This is a genomic window from Sedimentibacter sp. MB31-C6 (genome assembly GCF_035934735.1).
Classification (GTDB): Bacteria; Bacillota; Clostridia; order Tissierellales; family Sedimentibacteraceae; genus Sedimentibacter.
Genome location: NZ_CP142396.1, coordinates 756,880 through 775,158, shown reverse-complemented (window position 1 = coordinate 775,158; position 18,279 = coordinate 756,880). Strand labels below are relative to the sequence as shown.

The window sequence follows — 18,279 nt, the reverse complement described above, 5'->3', positions numbered from 1 at the left end:
TAACCATATTGTGATATTATATTTTAAATTAATAGGCAAAGTTTTCTAAAGAAGACGACGCAAAGCTATAGGGTCTAAGCCTAAAAGGTATGATAGCCAGCTGCTATGTATTTCTGATACATATATAAAATGCTTTGCTATTTAAGTGAAGTATTTTTATGTTAAAGGGGTGGGTTGTGTGAAGAAACTAAAGATAACATTATATACAATATTTATAACAATATTTATATTATCGCTTTATACAATGTGTTTTGGTGCAGAAAATGTGTACAAGGGTTCTAAGTCAGAAATAGATGCTACTCATAGTTCAGAAGGTTATGTTAAAATAAGGTATTTAAAGGAAACTACGAAAAAATTAAAAGTAATTATTGAAAAAGATACAGGAAAGTATACATATGATTTGAATAATAAAGGTGATTATGAAACATATCCTTTACAAATGGGAAATGGTACATATAAAATTAAAATATTTGAAAATATAACAGGAAACAAATACAGTATCAAGCAGACTGCAAACATTAAGGTAACTTTAGATAATGAAAATTCTCCATTCCTTGTTTCAAATCAATATGTAAAATATAAAAATGATTCTGAAACTGTAAAAAAAGCAGAAGAATTAACAAAAGAAAAAAAAGAAGATATTGATAAAATAGATGTCATTTATGATTATATAATTACTAATATCGTTTATGATACAAAAAAGGCTGAAAGTGTTGAAAGCGGATATTTGCCTGAAGTAGATGAAATACTTAAGAGTAATAAAGGCATTTGTTTTGATTATGCATCGATAATGGCAGCAATGCTACGTTCACAGTCTATACCAACAAAATTAGTAACTGGTTATTCTTCTAATTTAGATGTACTACACGCATGGAATGAAGTATATACAGAGGAAACAGGTTGGATTAAATTAAATGAGATGTATTTTGACGGTCGTCAATGGAAATTAATGGATAGTACCATAGCATCTACAGCGAAACAATCTAATAGTCCCAAAATGATAGAATACACTAAAAAGTTAACTGATAGTAAATATTATACTAAGTATTTTGAATATTAATACCCTGTTAGACAACAGGGTATTTTTATTATATAGGAAAGTTCTCCTTTCCTATATAATTACAATTGTTTAATAATAGAATCTGGGTCTGTTGAGTATTTTATAGCATCTTCTTTACTAATTAGATTATTTTTGAAAAGTTCAACTATGCTTGTATCCATTGGTTTCATACCTTTTGTTTCTGATGAGTATATAACATTATTTATTTGATGAATCTTTGATTCTCTGATTAAATTAGATATTGCATTATTTACTATCATTATTTCAAAGGCAGCTGCTCGACCACATGTAGAAGAAGGTATTAATTGTTGTGATATTACTGCTTGAAGTTGCATTGATAGTTGTATTCTTATTTGTCTTTGTTGATTTGATGGAAATACATCTATAATGCGATCAATGGTATTTGCAGCACCAATAGTGTGTAATGTAGAAAAAACCAAATGTCCTGTTTCAGCAGCGGTTAGAGCTATTTCTATAGTTTCTAAATCTCTCATTTCTCCTATTAATATAACATCAGGAGCTTGTCTAAGGGCAGATTTAAGTGATGAAATATAGCTTTTGAAATCAGTAGATATTTCTCTTTGGCTTATAATTGATTTTTTGTGTTTATGTAAAAACTCTATTGGATCTTCAAATGTCATTATATGGCAATTTCGTTGCCTATTTATTTTATCTATAATACAAGCAAGTGTTGTTGATTTGCCGCTACCAGCAGGTCCAGTAACTAAAACAAGACCTTTTGTTTTTTTATATAAATTCATGCAAGCATCTGGAATTCCTAATTCAGTTGGATTTGGTAATTCAAAAAGTACTACTCTAATTACAGCTGCAAAAGAATTTCTTTGTTTATATGCACTAACTCTAAACCTACCTAATTTAGATAATGAAAAAGAAAAATCCATGTCCCCATTTTCTGTAAGTTCTTCGAAGTTTCCTTTGTTTGCTGCAATTAAAATATCTTTTATAATTTCATATGTATCATCTGTGTTTAGAGGCGTATCACTTTGGGACACAATTTCACCCATAATCTTGTATGATATTGGTCGTCCAGCAATTATAAAGATATCTGATGCTTTTTTTTCTACAGCATTTACTAATATATCAATAATATTAATCATTGGCTAATTCCTTCCCATAAATTGTATGTATCTTCGTCGTAACTTGGGAGCTTAATATTGGATAGAGTCCATGAAATTATTTCATAGCTAGGCTCTCCTATCGTACTATCATATAAAATATTTAACTTCACATTAATTTTTTGATTTAAGTTTCCTAAAATTTCATAAGAAATATAAAAGTCAGAATAAATGTTATCTTTGTTTTCTTTAATAATTGTTATGCTGTCTATTTTTTGTAACTCTTGTATTGCTAAATAGTTAAAATTTTCTGATTCTGAAACATTTATATTTTTTTTATTTTGTAATTTAAGATTAGCTATAGTTAGCTTATCATTAATATTAGCAAGTTTTTCTTTAGCCTTTCCATGCATGTAATAATAATCTGTAGTAATATCTTCTGTTTTATTTGATAATTTTAAATCTGAATAAGTTGTTGTAAAAGATAATGTTGCTAGTATTATCAAACAAAGAACAACAAATATTATTATAACAAGGGATCCTCCTAATCTCATTGTAACGCCCTCCTTGCCTCAAAATCAGGATAAAAATTTTTAGTTGAAATCGAAACTAAGGAGTCAATGCTATTATTATTTTCTATAAATGGATAAGGGTCACTCTTTTTAGTAAATATATTTATGTGGCTAATTATTCCTGATTGTAACTGCTTATTAGTAATATCCATAATTATAGTATATTCCATTTGTTCTTCGTTGCATCTATTCCATTTACTATCAAAATAAACTACATAGTAATATTGATTTGTTTCTTCATTAAAATTTGTATAAGCAAATAATTCATTTAAAATTTCTTGAGTATCATTATCAGTTTCTGATGAATTAATATATTCAAGAATTGTTTGCATTTTCATTAATGCTATAGTTTTATCATTGGATTTTATTTGTGTATATCTAGCAATTGCAAAGCAATTTAAAATAATTACAGCTGCTATAGCGAAAATTAATATTGACAATATTATTTCGATAAGTGATACTTCTAAATTTATAGATGATTTATTTTTCAATAGAAACACCACCTAATTGGTTAGAATTTAAAGATAAAACTAATTCTGAACTATAATCACCGCTATTTATAGAAAACTCGTATAAATTGCCATTTTTCTTATAAATGCTAAAATTGTCGATTTTTAAAACCTTCATACCATCAGATAAGGAGAATTCCGTTCCTTCATCAATAAAAATTTCATATAAATAACCATCATAATAGTAAATCCATGTTTCATAATTTAAACTATCATAAGTTTCATTTATAACAATAGCAGGAGTTTCATGTATAGTTTTTATATTAATGGATTTACTATTATCTGCTTGTCTCAATTTATTAGATATATATGACAATGAAACACGAATTTCATAATTACTATCTCTTTCATCTTTTATATTAGTATATATATCACTACCTAAAATAATTATCATAACAGATAAAATGACTATAGTTAAGAAAAGGAGCATAACAAATATGAAATGTATAGAAAATTGGTTTGTACTATTTTTTTTCATATTTTTCCTCCGTTGAATAGAATATATTCCTTATTTTAAAAATACTTTGATTTCTGGAATTATATTCGAAGCAAAAGCAATATAACTAACATAATATTTTTCATGGTCAATTATTAAACCGTAATTACTTTCTAAATATTCAATATTAGGTGGATAAAATCCTTCAATAGCATAACACTGTATAGCACCTCTAATTATTGCTTCCTCTAATATAACAAATTTGTTTTCTTCGTTAGATTTTTTTGTAATATTAGTGCCAAAGAATAAAAAGGCAACAATTAATAATAAAATAATAACATTTAAAATTTTTGACTTTCTCACATTTAACATCCCTTCAATTTAACCGATGCTTGCCATTATGTTCATTAGTGGTAGCATAACAGAAATAAGTATAACACCTATTGCGATAGATAAAAATCCTACAAGTATAGGTTCTATTAGGGCTACATTGTTAGTGATTCTTTGTTCTACTTCGTTTTCAAGTATTGTTGTGAGCTTATCCATAACTGTATCTAATTCACCAGTTTTATATCCCATATTTATCATTTGTAAATGCATACTTGAAAAAAGAGATAATTTAGAAAGTGATTCTATAAATGGCTCACCACTTTTTATACACTTTTGGAATACTTTAATCTTATTTTTTAAATGAGAGTTTTCTAATATTTGAAGTAAAAGGTCTAATGAATTATCAATATTTAAACCACTTGATAATAAAAGAGATAATGAAGAAGAAAATCTATAGGCAGTTAAATTTTTCATTATTACTTTAGTTATAATATTTTTATTTAGAAAACTATTATATAATTCTTTTCCTTTTATTGTTTTTCCAAATCCTAAAAAAGCAACTATAATAATTAAAAATATAATGAGAATGTACATAATTAGTTTTCCAGCTAAAATACCAGTGGAAAATGACATTAAAATAGAGGCCTCATTAGATAATTCTCCTCCAAGTTCGCTTATCATACTTTCGAATACAGGAAAAATCTTAGTAACAAGAAGAATAATTACTAATGTCATCATGACGAAGAGCATAGAAGGATAAAATATTGAATTTTTAATTTTCAATTTTATAAATTCTTCTCTGTCGTAGTATTTTGATAGGGAAGTCATTACATTTTCTAATTTCCCTGTTGCGTTTCCTATTTGACTCATATTTACTACATAAGGTGGAAAAAAATTTGAATTATTCATTGCTTGATATAAAGGTACACCTTTTGATAGTTCTTGCTTTATAATACCTAAAACTTTTTTTATTTTTCCTTCTTCAATATCATCATGCATCCAGGAAATTCCATCATAAATTAACATTCCCGATTTCAACGTTAATGCAACTTGCATACAAAAAAAAGATAATTCAGAAGATGAAAGTTTTTTACTGTAGGTTTTATTCATAAAGAACCTCCCAATAATCAGTAGATTATATGATTTAATTATAATATATAAAATTACATAATTCAACAAAATAATACAGAAATGGATAAGACTATAAAAAATTGAATTTTAAAAGTAATTGATAATTATTATTTGAAAAGTGGAAAAAATACTGTATAATAAAAAACAATAAGCTATCGGAGGAATTATTTATAATGGAGCAATATTTTACAAAAAATCCAACTACAAAAGACGATGTATATAAATTTGATTGGAATATAGGAAAAGATAAATTTTATTTTTATACAAGTAATAGCGTTTTTTCTAAAAAGGGTGTAGATTTTGGTTCAATGCTTCTTAGTGAAACAGTAATAAAAGAGAATAATAGTTTTGACGGCAAAATACTAGACATGGGATGTGGTTATGGTCCTATAGGCATAATAGTAGCAAAATTATTAAAAAATTCGAATATTACAATGTCTGATATCAATGAAAGAGCATTAAAGTTGGCTGCAATGAATGCAAAAGAAAATAAAGTTGAAAATAGAGTCAAAATAATTAATTCATCATCCTTTGATTCGATAAACGAAATGTATAATATCATACTTACTAATCCTCCTATTAGGGCAGGGAAAAATGTTGTATTTTCATTTTATGAAGGGGCATATGAACATTTAGAGCAAGGTGGGAAATTATATGTTGTAATACAGAAAAAGCAAGGAGCACTAAGTTCGAAGGATAAAATAGTAACGTTATTTGGTAACTGTGATATAGCAGAGAAAAAATCAGGGTATTTTATTTTTAAAGCAGAAAAAAAATAATACTTTGTTCAGATTGTTGACAATTTTATCTTTTGACTTATAATTTTTTTGATATTTTATTTGACGAAAAGGCATTGATTTCTGCTCCTATTAGAAATATCAGAGATGTTATGTAAACCCAGATTAAAAAAATGAAAATTCCAGATATGTTTCCATATATATTGTTATAATACATTATTTTATTACTTGTATATATAGAAAAAATCGCTGAGCCTATTATGCAACCAAAAGTCGAAAATATAGCTCCAGGGAGTACAATGCGGAAACTGACCTTTTCATATGGTAAGTATTTGTAAGCTACGGTAAAAATAATAAATAGAAATATTAAAGGCAAAACATATCTAAGTATATTTATTATATGATAAATAATATCTGTTAACAAAGAGCAACTTTGTAGAAAAATAACCAATTGTCTTCCGATGATAATAGAAGTAAAAATTAACTGTATAGATAACATTAGTGCAAGTGTAAATATAATACCTTTTATTCTCATAAAAAAGTAATTATTTTTCATAGGATAATCATATGCCTTATTAATGCCACGAATTATTCCTATACTTGCTGAAGTTGATGACCACAGAAGTGCGAATATACTGGCAGACATGTAAGGCTTGTTATATTTTAATGCTACATCATTGATAAAATTTAGTGCAATATTATGTACATCTGCAGGAATAATCGATTCAACTGTATTTAATAAATAATAAAAATAAGAAGTATAATGCCTAAATATTGATATTACCAAAATAACAAAAGGAAATATTCCTAATACAATATAATATGAAAATTGTGCACTTAAAGAAAACAAGTCGTCTTCTTTTGATTTTTGTAGTATTTTAACAATCATAACCATAGTTTTTTTCAATATATTCACCTCTAATATAATATTTTGTATTATATGTAAAATTAGCTACATTATTATTTTCCAGTTCCATATAAAAAGATGTTAAAAAAATATCAAAACCGTTAATTTTAACTGTAATTTTCAGTTATTTATCATGTTTGTGTTATTGTATAGTATTAATGATAATAAATAATTGCAATGAATAATTAGTAAATTGCCTTGCTTAAATTAAGATAAGGTGTTATAATATCAACTGGGATGAAAACCTTATAAATAAGGTTAAATAATTAACAATAACTCAGGAGGTAATTTATATGGAAATTAAGAAAATTTGTGTAGTTGGAACAGGAACAATGGCAAGAGGTATAATTCAGACATTTGCTCAAGCAGGTTATCCAGTTATAGTGAAAGGTAGAGAAGGCAATACATATAATACGTTAACTGAAGTAATTGGTAAAGGCTTAACAAAGTTAGTATCTAAGGGCAGAATGGAAGAATCAAAAAAAGATGAGATTTTAGGAAATATTACTAAGACTACTTCTTATGCAGATTGTTCTGAAGCAGATTTATTTATAGAAGCTGTAGCAGAGGACATGAATACAAAGCACACTATCTTTAGAGATATAGAAGCTATAGCTAAGGAAGATGCTATATTATCTACAAATACATCTTCACTTTCAATAACTGAAATAGCTTCAGGTATTAAGAATCCTTCAAGAGTAATAGGTATGCATTTCTTTAATCCAGTTCCTGTTATGAAACTTATTGAGATAATTAAGGGAAAACTTACTTCTCAAGAGGTTCATGACACTATATTTACATTATCACAAAACATAGGCAAAACTCCTGTAAGCGTAGATGAAGCTCCAGGATTTGTTGTAAATAGAATATTAATTCCAATGATTAATGAAGGAGTAGGTATTTTAGCTGATGGCGTAGCAACAAAAGAAGAAATAGATACAGCTATGAAACTTGGTGCAAATCATCCGATGGGACCTTTAGAACTTGGTGATTTAGTGGGCCTTGATGTTTGTCTTGCAATAATGGAAGTTCTGTATAACGAATATGGTGATCCTAAATATAGACCACATACATTATTACGTAAAATGGTTAGAGCAAACTTACTTGGTAGAAAAACTGGTAAGGGCTTCTACGACTATAGTAAATAAGAATAATAAAAATCAGGACTTCTATGTTAGAGGTCCTGATTTTTTATATTTAAACGATCATCAATATTTTCTTGAAGTACCTTTAATGTGTTTAATAACCATTTATAAAAATCAATAATCATGTTTATTTTTTGAGAATATTGTGAGATTGTTTTTTGTAAATCTAAATCACTATTTTTATATGAAAGGTCTGATAGTTGATTTGAAATTTCTTTGAGTGTTTTCATGTGGTGATTAATTGCAGAATGCCATTGATCTATAAATGAATTTGAGAAGGCTTTATATAAGTCTTCTTCTACAATATATAAATCCTTTCTTATGCCCTTTTTCCAAGTTTTCTCTACCATTTGAGTGTCTAATAGACTACGAACCCCTGTACTCATTGAGGTTTTACTCATTCCTAAAGATTGACTCATCTCATCTAAAGTCATTGGACTATTTTCAAGAAATAGTATGGAATATAAGCGCGATTCAGAAAGCGACAGACCATATAGGTTAATTAACTTTGATAAAGTAAATATAGATTCATTTTTTATTTCCTCAAATTCATTTATTATTTGATTTTCATTAGTAGTCATTAAAGGGCATCCTCCTTATAGTATATGTTTTACTATATTATAACATATTTTATATAATATAATATAGCAATAAAATAAAAAATCAAGAGAAAGATAATTGATTATGGTGGAGCAATTTAGAGTATTTTTAAGAATAAGCAACAAACTTAACGTACAGTTTAAACTGTACGTTAAGTTTGTTCAAAATGAACGGATATAACGGTTGTAACTATTGGCAATTTCTAGTATAGTATGTAAATACGCTGTTTACATAGATCGGTTATTTATTGTATTTAATTATTAAAAGCTGAATAAAAGCTAGAAGATGAAGCAAAATATATGTTGAAAGAGGTGAATTAATGCTTAAAATCGAAGTTAAAGAGTTAACTAAAGTTTTTGGTAAAAATCCAAAAGTGGGAGTAAAACTCTTAGAAGAAGGAAAAACAAAAACAGATATATTAAAAGAAACAGGTATGACAGTTGGAGTAAATAGAGCTTCTTTTGAGGTATATTCCGGTGAAATTTTTGTAATTATGGGATTATCAGGAAGTGGAAAATCTACTCTTGTAAGGCTTGTAAATCGCTTGATTGAGCCAACAGCAGGCAGTGTATTAATAGATGGTGAAGATTTAGCTAAAATGAATAAGCATGAATTAATTAAAACGAGAAGGAAAAAACTAAGTATGGTTTTCCAAAAATTTGGATTATTTCCTCATCGTACAATTTTAGAAAATACTGGATATGGTTTAGAAGTACAAGGTATTGCTAAAAGTGAAATTGAAGAGAAAGCTATTAAAGCATTACAATTAGTTGGATTGTCTGGGTATAAGGATCAATTACCGGATCAGTTATCAGGTGGTATGCAACAGAGAGTTGGATTAGCTAGAGCGTTAGCGACAGATACGGACATTTTATTAATGGATGAAGCTTTTTCAGCACTTGATCCACTTATACGTAAGGAAATGCAAGATGAACTCATAGAGTTACAATCAGCAATGCAAAAAACAATTATATTTATAACACATGATTTAGATGAAGCTTTAAAAATTGGTGATAGAATAGCATTGATGAAAGATGGTGTAATAGTTCAAATTGGTACTCCAGAAGAAATAATGACTAGTCCCGCTAATGATTATGTTAAAAAGTTTGTTCAAGATGTAGATAGATCTAAAGTATTTTCAGCTCAACATGTTATGATACGTCCTGAGACTATTCAATTAGAAAAAGATGGTCCGAGAACTGCTCTTCAAAGAATGAAAAAGGCTGAAATATCAAGTATTTATGTTACTAATAAAAATAAAGAACTAATAGGTATTGTAACTGCTGATGCTGCATCAGAAGCAATAAAAAATGGTAACAAAGATATTAATGATATAATTGAGAGGGATGTACCTATAGTAAGTTTAGATTTGCCTTTGAATGATTTGTTTGATGTAATTCACAATACTCCTGTACCAGTAGCCGTTGTGGAAAATAAAAAATTAAAGGGAATTATTATAAGAGGTGCAGTATTAGCTGCACTTGCAGGAAATGAGGTGAATCTTGATGACACAAATACCCCAGATACCATTAGTTAAATGGGCTGACATAATTGTCGATTGGTTAAGAAGTAATGCCCAATGGTTTTTTGAACCGATTAAGAAATTTTTAGATGGATTTGTAAGTTTATTAAGCGATGGTTTATTATTAATTCATCCTTTGATTTTCATTATAATCTTGGTTGGATTGACTATTTTTATAACAAAGAAAATTTGGGGATTACCAGTTTTTGTATTAGTTGGACTATTATTAGTACAAAACCTTGGATACTGGGAAGGAACCATGCTAACCCTTTCATTAATTTTAACATCTAGTTTAATATCGATTGTAATTGGTATTCCTTTAGGAATTTGGATGTCAAGAAGCAAAATAGTACAAGATATAGTGACACCTATATTAGACTTTATGCAGACAATGCCTGCTTTTGTATATTTGATACCTGCAGTATCTTTCTTTGGAATAGGTATGGTACCTGGAGTTATTGCATCTGTAATATTTTCAATGCCACCAGTTGTACGTTTGACCAATTTAGGTATACGTCAAGTTTCTACAGAATTAATTGAAGCAGCGGACGCCTTTGGAGCGACATCTAAACAAAAATTACTTAAAGTACAACTTCCAATGGCTAAAAGTACAATTATGGCTGGCGTTAACCAAACAATTATGTTAGCACTATCAATGGTAGTTATAGCATCTATGATTGGTGCAGATGGTTTAGGTGTTGAAGTATTTAGGGCAGTTACTAGAAATGAAGCGGGTCAGGGTTTTGCTTCTGGATTAGCAATAGTAATATTGGCCATAATACTAGATAGAATAACACAGGGATTAAATAAAAAAAGATAAAAAAGGAGAATTATTTATGATTAAAAACAAATTAAAGAGATTAGGAGTTATAGCTTGCACTGCTGTTTTAGCTTTAGCTGTTGTAGGATGTAATGGTGATAATGTAGAAAATGGAAATGAAAATGAAAGTGAAAATAATAATGCTAATGAAAATGTGGAAACAAATTTAGGTAAACAGTTAGATTATAAAATCATTGGAATTGATGCAGGTGCAGGTGTTGTGCAATCTGCTGAACAAGCTGTTGAAGACTATGATTTAGATTTTACAGTACAAACAAGTTCTGGAGCTGCTATGACTCAAGCACTAGCAGATGCAATTGAAAATGAAGAGCCAATTATTGTAACTGGATGGTCACCTCATTGGAAGTTTTCTAAATATGATTTAAAGTACTTAGATGATCCTAAAGAATCTTTTGGAGGAGCTGAAACTATTAATACAATTGCTCGCCTAGGATTATCAGAAGAAATGCCTAATGCTAATAAAATATTAGATCAATTTTATTGGTCTACTGACGACATGGAATATGTTATGCTTCAAGTAAATGAGGGAGCAGCAGTCGAAGATGTAGCAAGACAATGGGTTGATGATAATCAAGATAAAGTAAGTGAATGGACAGAAGGAGCAGAAGCAGTAGATGGTGAATCAATTAAGCTTGCATATGTAGCATGGGATACAGAAATTGCCTCTACTAATGTTATAGGATTAGTATTGGAGGATATGGGTTATGATGTTACCTTAACTCAAGTAGAAGCAGGACCAATGTGGGCAGCTGTTGCTAGTGGAGATGCAGATGCAATTGTTGCAGCATGGTTACCAGGAACTCATGCAAAATATATTTCAGACTACAAAGATGAAGTTGTAGATTTAGGTCCAAACTTAGAAGGAGCTAAAATAGGTTTAGTAGTGCCTTCTTATATGGATATTAATTCTATAGAAGATTTAGCTGAATAAATTATAAATTGTACGGTATACATTTTTACATACTTCGGGGCGCATACAATGCGCCCCCTACGGGTGTAGAATAACTTTACATTGCATACCGCGGAGCGCATACAATGCGTCCCCGACATCAAATAGACCCTTTGGGTCTATTTTTATTTGTATTATAAAATGTAATTAATGAGATAATAAGTATATTCTAATTAATTTGCCTTAAATTACAAAATAATCTTTGAAAAACCAAAGAATTGTGTTAATATACTTGAAAAGAATAAAAATTATGATAATATTTTAATATATAAGATATGAGGAGGAGAAAATGAGCGATAATATTGAAAATAACAAAGAATCGGTGAATTTTATACAAAAAATAATTAATGAAGATTTGGCCAATGGAACATATGGATCTAGTGTACATACCAGGTTTCCTCCTGAACCTAATGGATATCTTCATATTGGCCATGCAAAATCAATATGTTTAAATTATGGTTTGGCAAAGAAGAATAATGGTATTTTTAATTTAAGATTTGATGATACTAACCCGATAAAAGAGGATGATTCCTTCGTTGAATCAATTATAAAGGATGTTAAATGGTTATGTCCTGATTGGGATGAAAGGATATTCTATGCATCAGACTATTTTGATAAAATGTACAAATATGCTATTGAGTTAATTAATAAGGGATTAGCATTTGTAGATGATTTATCTGCAGATGAAATACGTGAATATAGAGGGACTCTTACAGAACCAGGTAAAGAAAGTCCTTATAGAAATAGAAGTATAGAGGAAAATTTAAAGTTATTTGAAGAAATGAAAAATGGATTATATTCAAATGGAGAAAAAGTACTTAGAGCTAAAATAGATATGAAAAGTCCAAATATCAATATGAGAGATCCTGTTATATATAGAATACTTCATGAATCACATCATAATACTGGAGACAAGTGGTGTATATATCCAATGTATGACTATGCACATCCTTTAGAGGATGCTATTGAAGGTATTACTCATTCTGTATGTACATTAGAATTTGAAGATCACAGACCATTTTATGATTGGTTACTTAGCAATATTGATGAATTTAAAGATGCCCCAACCAAACAAATAGAATTTGCAAAATTATTTTTGACAAAAACAATGATGGGAAAAAGGTATCTTAAAAAAATGGTAGAAGAAGGTTATGTTGAAGGTTGGGATGATCCGCGTATGCCAACAGTTGCTGGATATAGAAGAAGAGGTTATACACCTGAATCTATCAATAATTTTTGCGAGTCAATAGGAGTTTCAAAAGCACAAAGTGTTGTTGATATTGCTATGTTAGAATATGCTATTAGAGATGACTTAAGTCAGAAAGCTCCTCGTACAATGGCGGTGTTAGATCCAATTAAATTAATTATAACAAATTATCCAGAAGACAAAGTTGAATATGTTGAGGCAGGAAATAATCCTGATAATAAAGAAATGGGTTCAAGAATGATTCCTTTCTGTAGAGAGATATATATTGAAAGAGAAGATTTTATGGAAAATCCACCTAAAAAGTATTTCAGACTTTTCCCAGGAAATGAAGTTCGATTAAGAAATGCATATTTCGTAAAATGTGAAGACTTCATTAAAGATGATGATGGTAATGTAATTGAAGTACATTGTACTTATGACCCAGAAACAAAAAGTGGAACTGGTTTTACAGGAAGGAAAGTAAAAGGAACATTGCATTGGGTTTCTGCAAAACACTGTATTGATGCAGAAGTAAGACTTTATGATTATATGATGGAAGATGATAATTATGATAAATCAAACTTCCTTGAAAAACTTAATCAAAATTCAAAAATAGTATTAAAGAACTGTAAAGTTGAACCTTCTATCAAAGAACATAATATAGGTGAAAGATTTCAATTTTTAAGACATGGTTATTTTATAATAGATGAAGATACTACAAAAGACAATTTAATATTTAATCGTATAGTGTCATTGAAAAGCAGCTATAAAAAGTAACGTGTTTGACGAATACCACGGGACGCATACAATGCGTCCCCTACAGTCACATTAAAAAGGTGGTTAATTTGAATATAGATGATATAATTAAGAGTAGTTTAATAAAAGATAAATTTATATATGGGATTTTTACAACTCCTAGAAATAAATCACAAAATCCATATAAAAAAATAACTGTAAGACCTGTAATTATAAAAAGCCAAAATAAAATTCAATTTGAGAAATTTACAAAAACTCAAGTATTTCATGAAAATATGACAGTTGAAAGTGCAGCAGATGAGATAGTTAATTTAATAATTCAAGATTATCGTAATGCCAATATATTTACAGAAGATGCAGATTACTCTTTAATAGTAAGTAAAAAAGGGAGTATAAAAGTTATTGAAAAAGAAGCTACTAAAAAATTAGAGAATGAAAGTCATAATAAGAAAAAACAATATATTATTAATGAAAATGAACCTTGTGATTTCTTAATACTTTTAGGTGTTATGAATGAAAAGGGAAAAGTTTTAGCTAAAAAATATGATAAGTTTAAACAAATTAATAAATTTTTAGAAATTGTAGATGATTCATTAAAAGATAAAAAACTAAGAGATAACTTTATGATTATTGACTTTGGTTGCGGTAAGGCATATCTTACATTTGCGTTGTATCATTACTTTTATAATATTAAAAAAATAAAAGTTAAGATTATCGGGTTAGATTTAAAAGATGATGTTATAAAGTTTTGCAATGAATCTTCTAGAAAACTAAATTTTGAAAATTTAGAATTTATGTATGGTGATATACGTAATTTTGAATATAAATCAAAGGTTGATATGATAGTAACATTACATGCATGTGATACTGCTACAGATGCTGCTTTGGTAAAGGCAATTAAATGGAATACAGATGTTATTCTCTCTGTACCATGTTGTCAACATGAGTTTTACGATAAAATAAAAAACAATTCATTAGAGCCTATGTTGAAACATGGATTGATAAAAGAAAGATTATCCTCTCTTGTAACAGATTCTTTAAGGAGTATGTTTTTAGAAACAAAGGGATATAAGGTTCAGTTAATGGAGTTTATATCAATGGAGCATACACCTAAAAACATTCTAATAAGAGCTGTAAAAAGTAACAAAGTAAATCCAAATGTTCATATAGAGTATGATGAGTTTAAAAAAACTTGGAATTTATATGATATATTTATAGAAAACTATTGGAAAACAATAGGTGAGCAATAGAGAGTACCTTATTATGTTGTCGTTTTGAACATAGTGAAGAATCTAATTTTCTTTGATGGTGGTGTTATATATGATTAAAGAATTAAACTTTAATGAGCATGATAAAGAAGCCTTTGAATATATATTAGACAATATACCTGATTCCATAACAGTTATAAATACATATAATAAGGTTATTTTTTTTAATTCAACTGCAGAAAAGTATTATAAAGTTCAAAGAAAAGATATATTAGGTAAAGAAATAAAGGAGTTTTTTCCAAATGCTATTTTGCCTAAAGTTATTGAAAATGGAAAATCTTATTACGATATATATAACAGTCCTAGAGAAAATAGTTATATAGTTTTAAGTGCAATACCACTAAAAGATAAAAGAGGAAATATAATTGGTGCTCTTGCAAGGGATAGAGATATTACAGAAACAGTAAAATTAAGTGATTTATTAAATAAAACTCAATCTAGTCTACTACAATTAGAGAAAGAATTTACTAAAATATCTTTAACTGGAGAATCATATTTCGCAAAAATAATTAGTAATAATGCAAATTTTATACAGGTTATTAATTTATGTAAAAATATATCCAAAACGCCTCTAAACATATTATTAAGAGGTGAAAGTGGTACAGGAAAAGAATTGTTTGCAAAAGCAATTCATTATGAAAGTGGTCGGAAAGGAAAGTTTATTCCTATAAACTGTAGTGCAATACCAAAAGAACTATTCGAAAGTGAAATTTTTGGTTATGAACCAGGTGCTTTTACAGGTGCTAAAAATATTGCTAAGATTGGTAAATTTGAAGAAGCAGAAGGAGGCACATTATTTTTAGATGAAATAGGAGATATGCCTTTAGAACTTCAACCAAAACTTCTGAGAGTTTTAGAAGATGGGGAAGTAACTAGAATTGGTGGCAATAAATCAAAAAAAATAAATGTAAGAATCATTTCAGCTACAAATAAGGATATTAGAAAGTTAATAGAAGAAGAAAAATTCCGAAAAGATCTATATTATAGATTGGATGTATTTCAAGTTGATATTCCATCACTAAGGGAACGAAAGGGAGATATAGTTCTTCTCTCAAACAAATTTTTGCAGGAATTTTGTATGGAACAAGGTATTAATATAATTGAAATACCAACTGAAATACTTGATATTTTTTCAGCTTATTATTGGGAAGGCAATGTGAGGGAACTTAGAAATGTTATACAAAGATCTGTAATACTAGCTTTGCAAAATGGAAAGGATAAGATAGAAAAGGAATTCTTACCAATAAATATGAAAAAAATAGAAGTTGAAAAAATAAGCAAAGTTATTAATTTAAATGAGGTAGATAGAGCTGAAAATGGTCTTGATGAATATATAAGTGAAATTGAAAAACATATTATATTAAATACATTAAACGAATTAAATTTCAATAAATCAGAAGTAGCAAGAAAATTAAAAATTCCAAGAGCTACATTATATTACAAGATGGAAAAATACGGTATACCAATGTAGGGGACGCATTGTATGCGTACCGCGACCCAAAAATGTAACCCCAGACTGTAGGGGACGCATTGTATGCGTACCGCGACAAATGGTACCGTCTTAAAGAAAGGAAACATATGAGTGAAATAAAATTAGCTGCAATTTCTGCCTTTGGATTAGAGGCAATTGTTAAAAGAGAATTAAAAGAACTTGGTTTTGAAAATGTGAATACTGATAATGGGTGGATGTATTTTGATGCTGATATAAAAGATATACCAAAAGCAAATATACATTTAAGGTGTGCTGATAGAGTGATGTTGATAATGGGGCAGTTTGAAGCATTAAGTTTTGAAGAACTATTTAATAAAACTTATGAGTTACCTTGGGAGAAATGGATAACAAAAGATGGTAAATTTACAGTTAAGGGTAAATCTGTAAAATCAAAGTTATTTAGTGTACCTGATTGTCAGTCAATTGTAAAAAAGGCAGTATCAAAAAAACTTTGTGAAGAATTCGATGTAGATTGGATGCCTGAAACTGGAGCAGAATATACTATCTTAGTATCGATACATAAGGATATTGCAACTCTGTCAATTGATACTACTGGAGCAAGGGAAGGTCTTTTTAAAAGAGGATATAGAGAAAGGTCTACTGAAGCACCTTTAAAAGAAACTTTAGCTGCAGCACTTGTAAAGTTAAGTTTTTGGAATAAACATAGAATACTTTATGATCCGATGTGTGGTTCAGGAACAATTCCCATTGAGGCAGCTTTAATAGGTAGGAATATAGCTCCTGGATTGTTTAGAACTTTTGCTTCTCAAAATTGGCCAATAGTTAAGGATGAATACTGGAAAAACACTAAAATTGAAGCGAGAAAACAAATAGATTTGGATACTGATATTAAAATTTATGGTTCTGATGTTAGTGAAAAAGCAATTAAAATAGCTAAAGAAAATGCTATTGAAGCAGGCGTTGACGACTGTATTGAGTTTTTTGTAAAGGATGTTAATCATTTATCAAAACCTGAATATGAATATGGAGTTTTAATTACGAATCCTCCATATGGAGATAGAATAGGAGATATAGAAGATATAGAAAAAATTCACAAGAAACTTGGCCAATTATATGGAAATGATGATACTTGGTCTAAATATATTATTACAGCAGTAGGGTCATTTGAAAGAGATTTTGGGAAAAAAGCAGACAAAAAAAGGAAGCTTTTTAACGGAGCTGTAAAAGTTGAGTATTATCAATATTATGGAAAAAGACCATAAAGAATGAATTGTAAAATTTTAATTAAAATTAGTTGAAATATATAGGTTTTTATTGTAAACTGTAGTTAGTAGTATGCTTATAACTACATAGCAAATGCGGTGAGGCAGTAATATGAATGTTGAAGTAAGCGCAGGAGGCATTGTTTTTTTTAGAAACAATATCTTAATGTTGCGAAAGTTTAATGGAGATTGGGTACTGCCTAAGGGCAGAGTAGAAGAAAAAGAAACTCTTAAAGATGCTGCTATACGAGAGGTTTTTGAAGAAAGCAATTCTAAAGTTTTAGTAATTAAATACATAGGAAAAATTAATTATGAGTTTAACCGTACTTGTTTTCAAGACAATGTTAGGATTTATAAGGAAGTATATTGGTATTTAATGATGGCTAGAAGTATGAACTGTATTGCTCAAAAAAATGAAGGTTTTATTGAAGCAAGATTTCTCCCTTTTGATAGAACATTAAAAATCGCTAGATATGACGATGAAAGAAAAATAATCAAAAAAGCTGTAGAAGATATAAAAAATCATTGTTATAAATAAA

19 protein-coding genes and 1 riboswitch are annotated in these 18,279 nt (G+C 28.6%); of the genes, 11 read left to right on the top strand and 8 right to left on the bottom strand.

Translation table 11 applies throughout. From position 1 onward, the window contains the following. The first annotated feature begins 24 nt into the window (after positions 1 to 24). Positions 25 to 108: riboswitch (cyclic di-GMP riboswitch) on the top strand. Positions 109 to 178: 70 nt separating this feature from the next. After that, entirely contained in the window at positions 179 to 1,060 is an 882-nt protein-coding gene (locus tag U8307_RS03805) for a transglutaminase-like domain-containing protein (protein ID WP_326910360.1), read from the top strand. Positions 1,061 to 1,119: 59 nt separating this feature from the next. Here U8307_RS03805 and U8307_RS03800 read toward each other — a convergent pair whose 3' ends face one another. From U8307_RS03800 to U8307_RS03775, 6 genes are read right to left on the bottom strand one after another with little or no spacing between them, the layout of a single operon-like run. After that, entirely contained in the window at positions 1,120 to 2,175 is a 1,056-nt protein-coding gene (locus tag U8307_RS03800) for a type IV pilus twitching motility protein PilT (RefSeq protein ID WP_326911532.1), read from the bottom strand. Beyond that, positions 2,175 to 2,690: a hypothetical protein gene (locus U8307_RS03795; RefSeq protein ID WP_326910358.1), complete on the bottom strand. Its 516-nt coding sequence runs from the start codon at positions 2,688 to 2,690 to the stop codon at positions 2,175 to 2,177. The genes U8307_RS03800 and U8307_RS03795 overlap by 1 nt, the downstream gene beginning before the upstream one ends. Continuing rightward, a complete protein-coding gene (locus U8307_RS03790) occupies positions 2,687 to 3,199 on the bottom strand; it encodes a hypothetical protein (protein WP_326910356.1) in 513 nt (170 codons plus the stop codon). Before U8307_RS03790 ends, U8307_RS03795 begins: the two co-directional genes overlap by 4 nt. Continuing rightward, positions 3,189 to 3,695 (bottom strand): DUF4860 domain-containing protein, encoded by a 507-nt coding sequence (locus U8307_RS03785; protein WP_326910354.1) that lies wholly within the window; start codon positions 3,693 to 3,695, stop codon positions 3,189 to 3,191. Before U8307_RS03785 ends, U8307_RS03790 begins: the two co-directional genes overlap by 11 nt. A 30-nt stretch (positions 3,696 to 3,725) precedes the next feature. Continuing rightward, positions 3,726 to 4,016, bottom strand: a complete 291-nt coding sequence (locus tag U8307_RS03780; RefSeq protein ID WP_326910352.1) for a hypothetical protein — start codon at positions 4,014 to 4,016, stop codon at positions 3,726 to 3,728. Between the two features lie 18 nt (positions 4,017 to 4,034). Continuing rightward, the gene (locus tag U8307_RS03775) at positions 4,035 to 5,093 is read right to left on the bottom strand and encodes a type II secretion system F family protein (RefSeq protein WP_326910351.1); all 1,059 of its coding nucleotides are present in this window, start codon (positions 5,091 to 5,093) and stop codon (positions 4,035 to 4,037) included. A gap of 194 nt (positions 5,094 to 5,287) precedes the next feature. Between U8307_RS03775 and U8307_RS03770 the strand changes: the two genes are divergently transcribed. After that, a complete protein-coding gene (locus tag U8307_RS03770; RefSeq protein WP_326910350.1) occupies positions 5,288 to 5,893 on the top strand; it encodes a class I SAM-dependent methyltransferase in 606 nt (201 codons plus the stop codon). A 37-nt stretch (positions 5,894 to 5,930) separates the two neighbouring features. Here U8307_RS03770 and U8307_RS03765 read toward each other — a convergent pair whose 3' ends face one another. After that, positions 5,931 to 6,758, bottom strand: a complete 828-nt coding sequence (locus U8307_RS03765) for a YihY/virulence factor BrkB family protein (RefSeq protein WP_326910349.1) — start codon at positions 6,756 to 6,758, stop codon at positions 5,931 to 5,933. 293 nt (positions 6,759 to 7,051) lie between these two features. Between U8307_RS03765 and U8307_RS03760 the strand changes: the two genes are divergently transcribed. Next, entirely contained in the window at positions 7,052 to 7,906 is an 855-nt protein-coding gene (locus U8307_RS03760; RefSeq protein ID WP_326910346.1) for a 3-hydroxybutyryl-CoA dehydrogenase, read from the top strand. A gap of 26 nt (positions 7,907 to 7,932) precedes the next feature. Here the strand turns inward: U8307_RS03760 and U8307_RS03755 are convergent, their stop codons facing one another. After that, positions 7,933 to 8,484, bottom strand: a complete 552-nt coding sequence (locus U8307_RS03755; RefSeq protein ID WP_326910344.1) for a GbsR/MarR family transcriptional regulator — start codon at positions 8,482 to 8,484, stop codon at positions 7,933 to 7,935. Positions 8,485 to 8,822: 338 nt separating this feature from the next. On the opposite strand from U8307_RS03755, the gene U8307_RS03750 reads away from it, so the two are divergent. The 8 genes from U8307_RS03750 to U8307_RS03715 all read left to right on the top strand — a co-directional run bounded on the left by U8307_RS03750 (position 8,823) and on the right by U8307_RS03715 (position 18,278). Then, positions 8,823 to 10,040 carry a quaternary amine ABC transporter ATP-binding protein gene (locus U8307_RS03750; protein WP_326910342.1) on the top strand — a complete coding sequence of 406 codons (1,218 nt, stop codon included), beginning with the start codon at positions 8,823 to 8,825 and terminating at the stop codon, positions 10,038 to 10,040. Further along, positions 10,009 to 10,845: an ABC transporter permease gene (locus tag U8307_RS03745; RefSeq protein WP_326910340.1), complete on the top strand. Its 837-nt coding sequence runs from the start codon at positions 10,009 to 10,011 to the stop codon at positions 10,843 to 10,845. The genes U8307_RS03750 and U8307_RS03745 overlap by 32 nt, the downstream gene beginning before the upstream one ends. Positions 10,846 to 10,861: 16 nt before the next feature. Continuing rightward, positions 10,862 to 11,797, top strand: a complete 936-nt coding sequence (locus U8307_RS03740) for a glycine betaine ABC transporter substrate-binding protein (protein WP_326910338.1) — start codon at positions 10,862 to 10,864, stop codon at positions 11,795 to 11,797. A 307-nt stretch (positions 11,798 to 12,104) separates the two neighbouring features. Beyond that, positions 12,105 to 13,778, top strand: coding sequence for a glutamine--tRNA ligase/YqeY domain fusion protein (locus tag U8307_RS03735; protein WP_326910336.1), 1,674 nt, complete (start codon positions 12,105 to 12,107; stop codon positions 13,776 to 13,778). A 68-nt stretch (positions 13,779 to 13,846) separates the two neighbouring features. Next, on the top strand, positions 13,847 to 15,007 hold the full coding sequence (locus U8307_RS03730) for a class I SAM-dependent methyltransferase (RefSeq protein ID WP_442985530.1): 1,161 nt from the start codon (positions 13,847 to 13,849) through the stop codon (positions 15,005 to 15,007). Between the two features lie 70 nt (positions 15,008 to 15,077). Next, on the top strand, positions 15,078 to 16,496 hold the full coding sequence (locus tag U8307_RS03725; RefSeq protein ID WP_326910334.1) for a sigma-54 interaction domain-containing protein: 1,419 nt from the start codon (positions 15,078 to 15,080) through the stop codon (positions 16,494 to 16,496). Between the two features lie 107 nt (positions 16,497 to 16,603). Continuing rightward, the gene (locus U8307_RS03720; RefSeq protein ID WP_326910333.1) at positions 16,604 to 17,740 is read left to right on the top strand and encodes a THUMP domain-containing class I SAM-dependent RNA methyltransferase; all 1,137 of its coding nucleotides are present in this window, start codon (positions 16,604 to 16,606) and stop codon (positions 17,738 to 17,740) included. 112 nt (positions 17,741 to 17,852) lie between these two features. After that, positions 17,853 to 18,278: an NUDIX hydrolase gene (locus U8307_RS03715; RefSeq protein ID WP_326910332.1), complete on the top strand. Its 426-nt coding sequence runs from the start codon at positions 17,853 to 17,855 to the stop codon at positions 18,276 to 18,278. The last annotated feature ends 1 nt before the right edge of the window (position 18,279 follow it).